The sequence below is a fragment of the Mycolicibacterium arabiense genome (assembly GCF_010731815.2).
Classification (GTDB): domain Bacteria; phylum Actinomycetota; class Actinomycetes; order Mycobacteriales; family Mycobacteriaceae; genus Mycobacterium; species Mycobacterium arabiense.
Genome location: NZ_AP022593.1, coordinates 5,044,123 through 5,057,351 on the forward strand (window position 1 = coordinate 5,044,123; position 13,229 = coordinate 5,057,351).

The 13,229-nt window shown below is 64.2% G+C and carries 10 protein-coding genes and 1 pseudogene; 7 read left to right on the forward strand and 4 right to left on the reverse strand.

Annotated elements, in window-relative coordinates; genetic code table 11:
• Positions 1-47 precede the first annotated feature (47 nt).
• From G6N61_RS25985 to G6N61_RS25995, 3 genes are all read left to right on the forward strand, one after another.
• Positions 48-1,427 (forward strand): MBL fold metallo-hydrolase, encoded by a 1,380-nt coding sequence (locus tag G6N61_RS25985; protein WP_163923122.1) that lies wholly within the window; start codon positions 48-50, stop codon positions 1,425-1,427.
• Between the two features lie 66 nt (positions 1,428-1,493).
• Positions 1,494-2,267, forward strand: coding sequence for a sulfite exporter TauE/SafE family protein (locus tag G6N61_RS25990; protein ID WP_163923125.1), 774 nt, complete (start codon positions 1,494-1,496; stop codon positions 2,265-2,267).
• Between the two features lie 23 nt (positions 2,268-2,290).
• Positions 2,291-3,640, forward strand: a complete 1,350-nt coding sequence (locus tag G6N61_RS25995; protein WP_163923127.1) for an MBL fold metallo-hydrolase — start codon at positions 2,291-2,293, stop codon at positions 3,638-3,640.
• 541 nt (positions 3,641-4,181) lie between these two features.
• Here the strand turns inward: G6N61_RS25995 and G6N61_RS31360 are convergent.
• On the reverse strand, positions 4,182-4,544 hold the full coding sequence (locus G6N61_RS31360; protein ID WP_407666314.1) for a DUF2510 domain-containing protein: 363 nt from the start codon (positions 4,542-4,544) through the stop codon (positions 4,182-4,184).
• A gap of 275 nt (positions 4,545-4,819) precedes the next feature.
• Positions 4,820-5,455: a TetR/AcrR family transcriptional regulator gene (locus G6N61_RS26005; RefSeq protein WP_163923131.1), complete on the reverse strand. Its 636-nt coding sequence runs from the start codon at positions 5,453-5,455 to the stop codon at positions 4,820-4,822.
• Between the two features lie 151 nt (positions 5,456-5,606).
• On the opposite strand from G6N61_RS26005, the gene G6N61_RS26010 reads away from it, so the two are divergent.
• From G6N61_RS26010 to G6N61_RS26020, 3 genes are all read left to right on the forward strand, one after another.
• Positions 5,607-6,212, forward strand: a complete 606-nt coding sequence (locus G6N61_RS26010; protein WP_163923134.1) for a TetR/AcrR family transcriptional regulator — start codon at positions 5,607-5,609, stop codon at positions 6,210-6,212.
• A 91-nt stretch (positions 6,213-6,303) separates the two neighbouring features.
• Complete coding sequence (locus G6N61_RS26015; RefSeq protein ID WP_163923136.1) at positions 6,304-6,738, forward strand: DUF6188 family protein; 435 nt, start codon at positions 6,304-6,306, stop codon at positions 6,736-6,738.
• Positions 6,735-9,800, forward strand: a complete 3,066-nt coding sequence (locus G6N61_RS26020) for an MMPL/RND family transporter (RefSeq protein WP_163923139.1) — start codon at positions 6,735-6,737, stop codon at positions 9,798-9,800. Before G6N61_RS26015 ends, G6N61_RS26020 begins: the two co-directional genes overlap by 4 nt.
• A gap of 583 nt (positions 9,801-10,383) precedes the next feature.
• Here the strand turns inward: G6N61_RS26020 and G6N61_RS26025 are convergent.
• Both G6N61_RS26025 and G6N61_RS26030 read right to left on the reverse strand, forming a co-directional pair.
• Positions 10,384-11,308 (reverse strand): annotated as a pseudogene (locus tag G6N61_RS26025) (ferritin-like domain-containing protein).
• 244 nt (positions 11,309-11,552) lie between these two features.
• Entirely contained in the window at positions 11,553-12,428 is an 876-nt protein-coding gene (locus G6N61_RS26030) for a metal-dependent hydrolase (protein ID WP_163923142.1), read from the reverse strand.
• Between the two features lie 77 nt (positions 12,429-12,505).
• Here G6N61_RS26030 and G6N61_RS26035 point away from each other — a divergent pair, with 77 nt between their 5' ends.
• Positions 12,506-13,213: a TetR/AcrR family transcriptional regulator gene (locus G6N61_RS26035; protein ID WP_179973525.1), complete on the forward strand. Its 708-nt coding sequence runs from the start codon at positions 12,506-12,508 to the stop codon at positions 13,211-13,213.
• Positions 13,214-13,229: the final 16 nt, after the last annotated feature.

A 13,229-nucleotide genomic window follows, 5' to 3' on the forward strand; every position in this document is an offset into this window, starting at 1 on the left:
CGGGCCGTCATGGGCCAGAGCCCGAGACACGACTGAGAGGAAGTCCAATGATCCTGGAGCAGTACTACATCGAGTGCCTTTCACACGCGTCGTACCTGATCGGCGACGACACCACCGGCCGCGCAGTGGTGGTCGATCCGCGCCGTGACATCAGCGATTACCTGGCCGACGCAAAGAAGTTCGGGCTGACGATCGAAGGGGTGATCAACACCCACTTCCACGCCGACTTCGTGTCGGGCCACCTGGAGTTGGTGGATGCGACCGACGCATGGATTGGCTTCGGCGAGGTCGCCGAGACCGACTACCCGATCCGCCGGCTGGCCGACGGCGAGCACGTGTCTCTCGGCGAGGTTGATCTGGAGATCTTGTCGACCCCGGGCCACACCTGGGAATCGATCAGCGTGCTCGTCCGCGAGCGTGCCGGGGCCGAGCCGGTGGCCGTGCTGACCGGGGACTCGCTGTTCATCGGCGATGTCGGCCGTCCGGACCTGGCGAACATCGGTGACAGCTCGACGAGCCACCTGGCTCGGGCGATGTACCGCACGCTGCACGGCACGCTCATGACGCTGCCCGACAGCGTGACGGTGATGCCTGCCCACGGCGCCGGCTCGTCGTGCGGAAAGAATCTCTCGACAGAGCTGACGTCGACGATCGGGGACCAGCGGGCGAGCAATCCGTCGGTGCAGCCAATGACCGAGGAAGCGTTCGTCGCGATGCTGACCGCGGGCCAGCCCGCCGCACCGGCGTACTTCGCCTCCGACGCGGCAATGAACAAGCGCATCCACCCCCTACTGCAGGCGGACCGCACCGTGCCCGAGATGACACCGCAGCAGATCCGCGCTGCGCTCGATGCGGGGGTGCGGGTGCTCGATGCCCGCAGCGTCGAGGACTTCGCCGCCGGGCACCTGCGCGGGACGGTCAACGTCGGCTTCGACGGCCGGTTCGCCGAAACCGGCGGCATGGTCGCCGACGTCGGTGAGCAGATCGCCCTGGTCACCTATCCGGGTGACGAGCAGCAGGCCGCGCTGCGCCTGGCACGCATCGGCTCCGATGGAGCCATCGGCTACCTCACCGTGGCCGGCGACGGGCAGTTCCCGGCCGAACTCGCCGACCTCGTGCAGGCCGCACCACGCACCACGGTCACCGAACTCGATGAGCTGCTGGCCGAAGACGCAGTGACGCTGATCGACATCCGCAACCCCGGTGAACGCGAGGGCGGCGCCATCCCCGACTCCCTGCACATCCCGCTTGCCCAGTTGCGTCTGCGCCTCGGCGAGGTGCCGACCGGCAAGCTGATCGTCGTGCACTGCGCCGGTGGCTGGCGTTCCAGCGTGGCCGGATCGTTGCTGCGCGCCAACGGCATTGGGCAGGTCTCCGACCTGCTCGGAGGCTACAACGCGTGGGCCGACGCCCACGCCGCAGTCTGACGTGACTGCTCGAGCAAGGACTTCACGCGATGTTGCACCGCCGATCAAACGGGTAGGGGAATTGTCATGGCGTTCGCGGTAGGCCTGGCGTTCGGTGCGCTGATCGGCGTGCTGCTGGGGCTGCTCGGCGGCGGGGGGTCGATCCTCGCCGTTCCGGCGCTGGTCTACGGGATGGGTTTCGACGTCGAGCAGGCCATCCCCATCTCGCTGATCGTCGTCGCCGCGGCCTCGGCGGTCGCGGTGCTGCCGAAGATCCGCGCCAAGCAGGTGCGGTGGCGCATGGCCGGGATCTTCGCCGCCGCCGGTATACCGGCCACGGTTGCCGGCAGCGCCATCAGCGCTCACCTGCCCCACTCGGTCCTGATGATCGGCTTCGCAGTCGTGATGGTGGTCGCCGGTATCCGCATGCTTGCCGACCAGGGCGCCACCGGCACGGCCTGCAAAATCGACGCCGGCCAGGTCAACTGGCGCCGCTGCGCACCCCGATCGATCGGCGCCGGCCTGCTGGTCGGACTGCTCACCGGGCTGTTCGGCGTCGGCGGCGGATTCCTCATCATCCCCGCCCTAGTGGTGGTCCTCGGCGTCGAAATGTCCACGGCCATCGGCACGTCGCTATTGATCATCATCGCGAACTCCGTCACCGGCGTCTTCTCTCACCTCCAGGGAATCAACTTCGACTGGCAGGTCACCGCCGCCTTCGTCGCCGCGGCGATGGCCACCGCACTGGTCGCCGGATACTTCGGCACCAAGACCGACACCACCCGGCTACAGCGCTGGTTCGCCTATCTGGTGTTCGCCGTCGCCGCCTACGTGCTCGTCGACACCCTCATCCTCAACTGACCCAACGATCAAAGGAACAGAACATGGACGTCTCGATCATCGAAGCCTCTGGACTCGGAGACCGCAGCTACCTGATCACCCACCACGGCATCGCCGTCGTCGTCGACCCACAACGAGACATCGACCGCATACTCGCCCTCGCCGAAGAGAACGAGGTCCGCATCACTCACGTGCTGGAGACCCACCTGCACAACGACTACGTGACCGGAGGACTGGAACTGTCACGCACCGTCGGCGCCGACTACGCGGTACCCGCCGGGGATGACGTCGACTACAGCCGCCGCCCGGTGGCCGACGGCGACATCATCGACGCCGGACCGATCCAACTGGAAGTGCTGCACACCCCCGGCCATACCCATCACCACGTCAGCTACGTGCTCCGCGACGACGCCGGCGCCGTCCACGGCGTGTTCACCGGAGGCTCGATGCTCTACGGCACCACCGGACGCACCGACCTCATCGGACCCGACGACACCGAGGAACTGTCACACGCCCAGTACCAATCGGTGCACAAACTCGCCGACCGCCTGCCCGCAGATACTGCGATCTACCCGACCCACGGCTTCGGCAGCTTCTGCTCGGCTACACCAGCATCCGGAGACTCCTCGACCATCGAGGAGCAGCGCAACACCAACCCGGCCTTGACCAAAGACGAGCAGAGCTTCGTCGACGAACTACTCGCAGGACTGTCGGACTACCCGGCGTACTACGCCCACATGGGTGTCATCAACAGCGAAGGACCCGCACCAGTGGACCTGACGCCACCGGCACCGATCGACCCCACCGAGCTGCGCCGGCGGATCGACGCCGGCGAATGGGTCGTGGACCTACGCACCCGCACAGCATTCGCCGCCGGACACCTACCCGGCACCTACGGGTTCGAACTGTCGGGCTCATTCGTCAGCTACTTCGGCTGGCTCTACGACTGGGGCGCCCCGATCACAGTGATCGGAGACTCGCCCGAACAGGTCGCCGAGGCCAAACGGGAACTGGTGCGCATCGGAGTCGACCGGCTCACCGGCGCGGCCACCGAAGGCATTGACACACTGGCCGACGGCAGTCGACTCGGTTCCTATCCCGTCGCCGACTTCGCCCGCCTCGCACAAGAACTCGGCTCCGGGTTGCCTTCCATATTGGACGTGCGCCAAAGTCGCGAGTACGACGAAGGGCACGTTTCCGGCGCCACCAACATCCCCCTTCACGAACTGCCGGACCGCCTGGATGGCGTGCCCGCCGGACCCGTCTGGGTGCACTGCGGATCGGGCTACCGCGCCTCCATCGCAGCGTCGCTGCTCGACCGCGCCGGTGTGGACGTCGTCTTGATCGACGACGCCTTCACCAAGGCCGGCGAGCAGGGCCTCACCGCTCGATGATCGCCTCGGCGACGAGACAGTCGCTATTTCATGGCCTATGTCGTCTTCGTTCAGCTGTAGACCCGGGCGGGCTCCGCGAACTGCGTATGAGTTGGACGGCGAAGAAAGACCCCTGGCACGTACCGCGGTGAGGGCCGAAATGAGAAGACGGAGTGCATTCCTTGACCTCGCGTTCCTCGCGCAACTCGCCGCCGCGGGCTGAGCTGTCACGCGAGTCACGGCGGGTCGCGCGGCGCGCGCTCGAAGTCTGCTACGAGTGGGCTGATTTCGGACGAGTCCCGAGATCATGGACTCATCCCCGGGGACTCTTCGAACGGGGGCGCATCGATGCAAGGCCGCGGTAACGCCGTGAATTCACGTGGGTTCGGGATCGCGTAGTCGGTTGACCAGAGTTTCCAACTCGTCGATCACCGGCCCCGTCGCCGCATTCATTGTGATGACAGCGACCCCTTCTACCAGATCCGTCCGATATAGACCGGTGGTCTATACGTCGATCACTGCGATGCGGTGAGCCTGGCCCAGCAGCCTAGCTAACGCGCTCTCAGGCGTCATTAAACACGCTCCGGCACAATTGCCTTGCCTGGCGAAATCGTTGGCACGACTTCTGGTTCGTCGGTGGTGGAATGGCAGGCTTATGCGTCCAGCCTGTCCATCGGATGCCATCCCACCAGCGTGATTCCGCGGTGCCCCACGGATCGGAATACCAGGCAGCCTGCACGGTCATCGGCACCCCGCCCCCAAACCGCCGTGCCTCTGCGGCGCTGCACGGGGGCCCCGATAAGGGTGCGGGGCAGGTGCAGGCGTATTGCGACTCGACCTCCAACGTAGCGGGGTGATAGCCAGTTGAGGCATCACTACAAGAGTCCAATCCGAAGAGACCAACGGTAGGAGAGATTGCCCGCATGAAGTACGACCTTCCGGACGTCACGGTCCAGACCGGCGGTGCTCATCCGGTTGTGAAGGATCGTTAAAAACGACAATTGTCTTCAAGTCTTCTGACACGAAAGTCTGCGACACGTGTATGAGCGAATTTGAAACACCCCGACGTGGGTTTGAAGGTTGAGCAAAAGTGCTCTCGAAGCTGTCTTGTTCCTCGGCAAGCGAGACACTTGCCGTTCTACTTATCACCGGTCAGATGCCAGGCACCCAATGACAACCTGAATTGACTCGGGTAAGGGATTACGGCTGAGGCTCGCCGGCTGAGCGTATGGGTCGGTGGGCCTTGAGAAAGTCGTCGACGATATTTTCGCATTGGTGACGGCTGATCGTGCGGAGTCCCGTCATGCGCGCGAACGCCAGTGGTCCGACGAGTTGGCACATGGCGAGTTCGACGTCGAAGTCGTCCAGCTCGTCGCGGGCTTGGGGGCTCTGGAGGATGGCATCGAACGGCTGTCGGTATTGGTCGACCACCCTCGTTCGTAGCGATTGTGTATGCCCTGCGTCGTCACCATTGCTCGATGTGGGCCCCAAGGAGACCCAGGCCAGGGTGGTGAGGTGAAGGGGCGCCTCGGCGAACAAGGTTGCCTGACGTGTGAGTAGTCCGATCAGCTGCTCCCGCAGGGGAAGTGAACTCGTAAGCGGTGGTGTGACTTGGGGTAGGAGTCGCTCGAAGGTGGCAGCGAGAAGGTGGGAGGAACTGTTGAAATGGCGGTAGAGGGTGGTTCGCGCGACCTTAGAGGCCTTGGTGACCGCCTCGATCGTGACCGCCTCGACTCCGCCCGTGCTGAGCAGATGAGCCGCGGCGTCGAGCAGACGGGTTCGTGACCGCGCGCGGCGTGGATCGGCGTCGTCGTCGGGCGACGCGTCTTCGCTCAACGCCGTGTCCGTCGTTTGATTGGTCCGGCCGTTCCAACTCGCATCGGGTTATGGTACCAACAGTAGCGTAGCGATACTGCGCGTCCCGCCGTGATCGTTGCTCATGGCAGCGTCCGCCCCCGGGCCTGCCCTCACAGGCCGAGGATTGCCGATGATGACAACCGGATCGATCAAAGAGGATCGCTGGGCCGAGTCGGTCCGTAAACGCGAGATCATCCTCGACTGCGCCGCGACAATTGCCTCGAGTGGCGGCTACGACGCGGTGAAGATGCGCGCAGTTGCCGATAGCGCCGGGATTGCGGTCGGCACCCTCTATCGCCTCTACCCATCGAAGGCGCACGTACTGGTGGCCATCCTGGCGCGTGAGTTCGAACGTATTGGAGCCGAACGAGATTGGACCGCCACAGCGGGATCATCGCGGCTGCGGGTGGAGCACCTGAGTGCGCGCCTCTGTCGAGAATGGCAGACCAGGCCGGCGCTGACGGCGGCCGTGACCCGCGCGTTCGTCAGCGCCGATGGCAGCGCGAGCGCCGAGGTGGACCGCGCGGAGGCGGTCATCGAGCACCTGATCGGGCTGGCGATCGCCGGCGGGGAACCGAACCCGAGGCAACACCGAATCGCCGCCATCGTCGGCAACGTCTGGCTCGCCAGCCTGATCACATGGGTCCGGCACGGCACCTCCGCAGACGATATCGCCGTCCGACTACAGCGCAGCATCGGATTGGTCATCGAGAACGCAGAGTCGCGACAGGCGTGACCGGACGGCGACTTGGACGGAACGCTACTATCGGTAGCGCAGCGATACTGTTAGTATCGTAGGAACCCAATTGGCGGCGAGAGGCGGTCTGATGATCACCCAGTGGATCGAAGCGTGCGAGGTCCAGCGCGTCAGCCTGGTCGGCGGTCTGGTGCTCAATCTGGAGGACTACAACGAGTTGGTCATCACGCGTCCACTGCGCTTGTCACTCCCTCCGGTGGGGGCTTATCCGGCAGAAGACGTGCTCGTTGATCCGAATGACGTGCCGAATTACCAGCGCTCGTTGTTGAACTTCGCCGGGAGCGTCTGCACTCGCGCCACCTGCGACGACGACGGCACTCTGCGTGTCGAGTTCTCCAACGGCTATGGCTTCACAGTGACCGCCGATGAGAGTTTCACGGCGTGGGAGTTGTACGGCAAGCGCCACGGTTATATGGCCTGTCTACCTGGTGGCCGGGTTCGCGTCGTGCGCCATGATCTGCCTGAGGATGACCTGGTTTCGGAGCGCCCGGCGGTGCGCCCTTGAGTGCCGACGATAACGAAACGGACGCGCACGACCTCGCCGCCAATCGGGTCCGCGAACGCGCCTTATCGGCAGCGAGGACGTCCGGGGAGTACAGCGAGCGTCTCGGCGCGTTGGCCCGTTTCACGGTGCGGCACAAGGCGTTGGTCGTTGGCGCTTGGGTCGGACTGGCAGTGATTCTGGCCCTGCTGTTTCCGCAACTGGAGACTGTGGTCCAGAAACAGTCGGTGCAGCTGATCCCGCGCGACGTCGGGTCCTTCCAGACCATCGACCGGATGAGCGAGGCCTTCGGCGAGCAGGGCTCCAAGACCATGTTGTTCGTGGCGATGGAGGACCAGTCGGGCATGACGCCGTCGGCGCGGCAACGTTATACCGATCTGGTGTCGCGGCTGCGTGCCGACACCGACCACGTGCTTCTCGTTCAGGACCTGCTGGCTGATCCGGTGACCGCGACTCAGGCGCTCAGCGAGGACGGCAAGGCCTGGTATCTGCCGGTCGGGGTGGCCGGCACGCTCGGTGACCCCGCTGCCGCCGAGTCGGTTACCGCGGTCCGCGCCATCGTCGCCGAGGTGTTCGACGGTTCGTCGACGACGGCGAAGGTCACCGGTCCGCCGTCGACGTTCAGCGATCAGATCGCCGAGGCCGAACACGATCTGCTGTTCATCTCCATCGCCACCGCGGGGTTGATCGCGCTGATCCTGCTCATCGTCTACCGGTCGGTGTTCACCGCGCTGTTGCCTCTGCTGGTGATCGGCATCAGTCTGGCCGTGGGGCGGGGGGTGCTCTCCGCGCTGGGCGAGCTGGGTATGCCGGTGTCGCAGTTCACCGTGGCCTTCATGACGGCGATACTGCTAGGCGCAGGCACCGATTACACCGTCTTTCTCATCAGCCGTTACCACGAACAGCGCCGGGCGCAGGTCGCCCCCGATCAGGCGGTGGAGCACGCGACCGCCAGCATCGGCCGCGTCATCTTGGCCTCGGCCGCCACGGTCGCGTTGGCGTTCGCCGCGATGGTGTTCGCCAACTTGAGCGTGTTCGCCGGGATGGGACCGGCCTGCGCGGTGGCTGTGCTGGTCGGGTTCGTGGCGACCGTGACACTGTTGCCGCCGGTGCTGTCCCTGGCGGCCAAACGCGGCATCGGCGAACCCAAGTCCGACCGCACGCGCCGCTACTGGAACTCGGTAGCCGTGGCCGTGGTGCGCAAGCCCGTGCCGCTGCTGCTGGTCAGCCTTGCCATCCTGCTGGCATTCTCAGCGGTCGCCACGACGATCACGTTGAGCTACGACGACCGCAAAGGACAACCCGACACCACCGCCAGCAACCAGGGGTACCAGCTGTTGGACCGGCACTTCCGCAAGGACATCGTCATCTCCGAATTCCTCGTCGTGGAGTCCCCCACTGACGTGCGCACCGGCAAGGGACTGGCCGACCTTGACGAGATGGCGTCGCGCATCGCGCAGATCCCCGGGGTAACGAAGGTGTCCGGGGTAACCCGCCCCGCGGGAGCACGCCTGGAGCAAGCGCAACTTGGTTGGCAGAACGGACAAATCGGCGACAAGATGGCCGGCGCAGTGGACGACGGCAGCGCCCGCAAGGACGACCTGGCCAAGCTCACCGGCGGCGCGGACCAACTCGCCGGCGGCCTCGCCCAACTCGACACCACCCTGCGGACCGCCCTGACGCCACTGACGGGAATCCTCGACCAGGCCCAGAGCGCCGGACAACAGGTGGACCAGTTCCGGCCCCTGTTGAAGCAACTCTCGGCCACCGCACCTGCCGTCGACCAGGCGCTGCGTTCTGGCCCTGGGCTGCGCCCACTCGCTGAGCAGGCCGACGGCGCCATCGCCACGATCGACCCCCTTGTGGGCGCCCTGAACACCTCGCCGTGGTGCGCGACCACACCGCAGTGCGCCCAAATTCGCGACCAAGTCCAAGTCCTCACGACGCTACGCAACGCCGGGTTCTTCACCCAGGTCGCCGGGCTCGGCGACACCGTCGGCCAGAACGCATCCGTGGCCGATACCCTGGCCGACGTCCAGACCGCCGTCACCTCGTTGGACAACGCGTTCGGTGCGCTCGGTGACCCCGCCGACCTGGCCGGAAACGTCCGCCGACTCCAAGACGGCATCCGCCAACTCGCCTCCGGCGCCCGAGCGCTCGCCACCGGTGTGCACACCCTGGCCGACAGCAACATCGAAATGCTCAGCGGGATGAGCCAGATCGCCACCCAACTGCAGAACTCGGCGCGCGCCAGCACCGGCTCCGACACCGCCAGCGGCTTCTTCCTGCCGCCCAACGCCTTCGAGAACCGGCAGTTCGCCGACGTCGCCAAACAATTCCTCTCCCGTGACGGGAAGACCGCCCGATTCCTCATCGAATCCAGCAACGACCCCTACAGCGCGGACGCCATGCACCTGTCCCATGAGATGGTCGCCGTCGCCGAGGCCGCCCGGCCCAACACCTCCCTGGCGCAGGCCCGCGTCTCGGTCGCCGGATTTCCCGCGGTCAACTCCGACATTCAGCGCCTCCTGACCGCCGACTTCATCCAGCTGGCCGCCGCGACCTTGCTCATCGTGGGCATGATCCTGGTGCTGCTGCTGCGTGCACTGCTCGCCCCGCTCTACCTGCTGGGCACCGTCGTACTCAACTACACCGCGTCGCTGGGCATCGGAGTCTTGGTGTTCCAGTGGGGCCTGGGCTACGAAATCGCGTGGCCTGTGCCGTTGTTGGCGTTCATCATTCTGGTGGCCGTAGGCGCTGACTACAACATGCTCCTGGTCTCGCGTCTCAAGGAGGAATCCACCCGCAACATCCGCGTCGGGGTGCTTCGCACCGTGGCCAGCACCGGCTCGGTGATCACCTCAGCTGGCATCATCTTCGCGGTCAGCATGTTCGGGTTGATGGTCGGCTCCATCGCCATCATGATTCAGGCCGGGTTCATCATCGGCTGTGGTCTGCTGCTCGACACCTTCGTCGTGCGCACGCTCACCGTCCCCGCCATCGCCGTCCTGCTCCGCGAGGCCAGCTGGTGGCCGCAACGCCCCGCCACCACACGATCCCACTAGCGCCTGCAATCGGCTAACCGGCCGCTGTCAGTAGATGTGTTCTTACACCGCCGTCGCATCCCCCCTCGTAGCTGGTGAACGAACTACAAGGACACCTCGGGTCCAAACCCACCCACAGGACGGCCGCGCGAGCGTGCGAGGTGTGGTTGCAACGCCCCGATGGCCAGGTGCCGAAAGCGGACGATTGCACATTTGGCTCTGGCGGGCAGTAAATCGCGACCGGCGCTGTATAGCGACACGACTAGGGGCGAAGTAACAGTTCGTGGCGACACGAAAAGCTCGGCACTTTACGGTTACAGGACCCACGCGCGACGGCCCAACGGCGGTGGAACCTTGGCGCCATTGATGGTGCTGGCGACATCCGTACGCGTCCAACGGCTTTTGACCAGAAACTACTACCGGCACATCGCCCGTACTCTGAAGCGCGCGCGATGGGATATCACACGCAGCGCCGGGATATGTGGGGTCCCGCCAGGTCCGCAGGCTCGAGTAGAACGAAACCCCAATGCCTCGCTCTAGCAGGCGAATTGCGGTCCCAGGCCGTCGAAACCCGCAAACGACTATCGACACGGTCGTGGTGTCGTCATCTAGCCACCGGTTCATAGGTCAGCTCTTCGGTCCACGATGGAGGCTTACCGAGCACCGCCGTGGGGAAGTGGTCGATCGCGGTGCCCAACCGCTGTGAAATGTAATGCAATGGCTGGGAACGCTTTATGCTCGCGGACATGTGGGCCTTTAGGATGTGGTAGCCGGGAACGCGGCGCGTGTACTCACTACGGTCCCCTACGTTCTCGTACCGCATCACCGCGCTGTACAACTTCTCCTCCCGACAGTCCCATGGCGTTGAGATTCGTCAGCATCCTAGTAAGCAGCGGCACGTACAGGACGCCGCCGACAAGAACTCTGGGGTCGACAAGCGCCCCTATTGTCTGAATCGCATGAATGCGCAGAGGGCTGGCGCCGAGGTCGTTCAGGACTTGAAATCCGACTGCTAGGTGTCGCGATTCGTCGCTGTTGACCTTGTTGAAGACCTCGGCGCACAGCGGATCCTCCACCTCGTCGAGCAGGAACTTGAGCAGTGCTCCGTCAAGCGCAGTCTCCAACGCGGGAATCGCCGCTCCGATCACTGTCAGCGGAAGGGCCTCGGCGTATCTGTCGAGCCACTCGATGACGAGGCGAATGTTTTTATTCGGCTGAGGAGTTTCGCCATGGTCAAGCATTCCCCAACGTTTCATGAGGGCGAGCTCCGCGTTAGCGTGCCGCTGCTCCTCCGCGTGAAAGTACTTGTAAATGTCACCTAGGGCATCGAACGGCGCCTTCGGCGCCATGGCGGCGAAAGCGCGTGCTCCGACGTGTTCTATCCACACCACATCAGACATGAACTGCTTCAGGGTGGGCCGCTGCTCGTCGGTGATCGCATCGGCGCCCGGCGCATCCCAATCGATGTCGGCCAGCGCCCACTGCCGATTCTTGATCGTCTCCAGCATGTCGCTGTACTTGAATGCCATTGGACATGTCTCCTTGACTCTCGTGGAAAGGCTTAGCTGGCGATACGCTCGCCCAGCCCGAGTGCGCGGTACAACTTGCAGACACCGCGCGTTTGAAGAACGACGGGATCTGGGCGCCGTTCAGAAAAAGACACGAAAGAGCTTGCGCGCCAGAGAATCCGATGACGCACCAATGCCCGGAATCGGCTACCCGGAAAGGTCACCATGGCGTCCGCAGCGGGCAATTCATTCTGCCATTGACGGGCTACGGGCCAGCGCCGGTGGTCACTCGCTGCGTTCCGTCGGCGTCGAATAGTTCTCTGGTCCAGCGTTCGAGAATTTCGGTGCTGTCCCAGTCGTCGGGGTGGAATCCGGCGCGGGTGTACGAACGAAAACGTTCAATGGCGGCCGAGCTGAACAGTGGAGAACGACGGAAGGCGCGAAGGCTGGTCAGGATGCGTCTCGGGTTGTATGCGGCTGGGTCGCCCACCAACGAGCGAATCGTCTGGACAACCAACTCCGCGAACAGGATTACGGTGGCGAGCCGCATTCCCCAGACTCTGGTGCGTTCGCCGCCTCCGATGGCCGTGTAGACATCGAAAGCGACTGCCTTGTGCTCGCATTCTTCGAATGCGTGCCAGAGCAGAATCGACCGGACTTCGGTGTGGCCGATCAGTCCCTGAGCCTCGTCACTGGTGAGGATGATCTCGGCAAACGTGGCGGTGTAGTGCTCCAGGGCCGCGGTCACGCTCAGCCGCATCGCAGGAGAGAAGCGCTTCTCAAGTCGGCCGACCAACTTCTTGGTGTGACGGTCGATCCCGTCGGTTGGATAGCCCATCGCTTGGAGTCGATCGTTCAGAAGTCGATGCTGATGCCGATGGGTCGCCTCCTGCGCGATGAATCCCTTCACCGCTTCACGTAGATCGGCATCGCTGAGTTGGTCCCGGAACTCGCGCACTGACCGGATAAAAAAATCCTCCCCCTCCGGGAATGTCGCCGACAAGGTCGATACGAAATGGCTCATCACCAAGTCGCCGTCGACGAAGTGCTGACGTTTGGTCGCTGCGGGCATCGCGAAACGGACGCGTCGAGGCTTCGGTAGCACCCGCGCCGGTGGTCGTGCGTTCGGCTCACTGCTCATTGATAGCTCCCGTCGTGATGGACAGCCTGATCATGTGACTTTATGCCTAGTCAGATTGGGATGGCAAGCTTTGACTCATGCGTTCCGAGCGGGTGTACAGCGGGATGTCTGCGGACGAGCGGCGCCAAGACAGGCGAGGACGTCTCATCGATGCGGCAGTTGACTTAATCGGCACACGTGGTGTTGCAGCCGCCACCGTCACTGCCATCTGCGCAAAGTCCGGCGTCACGTCACGCTACTTCTATCAACACTTCTCTGACCGGAACGCGGTGTTGCGGGCGGTCTATCGGCAGGTCTACGGCACGTTTTACGACGTCATAGAGCAAGCAATTCCCGACTCCGACGCCGAACCCGCAGTCTTGGCGTATGGCCCGATCAGCGCCCTAATCCGGATGATCGACGACGACCCTGGGCTTGCCCGGATACTGTTCGTTGAATCCGCGACCGAGCCACTGCTCAGGGAGTTGCGCAGTGAGATGTTGGCCGGATTCACTGACCTCGTGTTGCGCGAGGCCAGACTCCACCTCGACATTGCCGACTCGGCAGTGGGCGTTGCCCACTTGGCCTCCACACTGGGGGTTGGAGGGCTGTTCGAAATTCTGCGCCGCCGACTCGACGGCGAGCTGAGTTTCACTACTGACGAACTCGTCGGGCACTGTGCAGGGTTTCTGGGCAGCCTCGGAGGTTACGTGTTGTTGCAGAATGCAGGGGAGGCGCACACCCCGGTCGCGGCGACGATCGCCAGTGCCGCAGGTCGAACCGCAGATCGCGGCGAAGAAATTTAACGTATCGACTGACTAG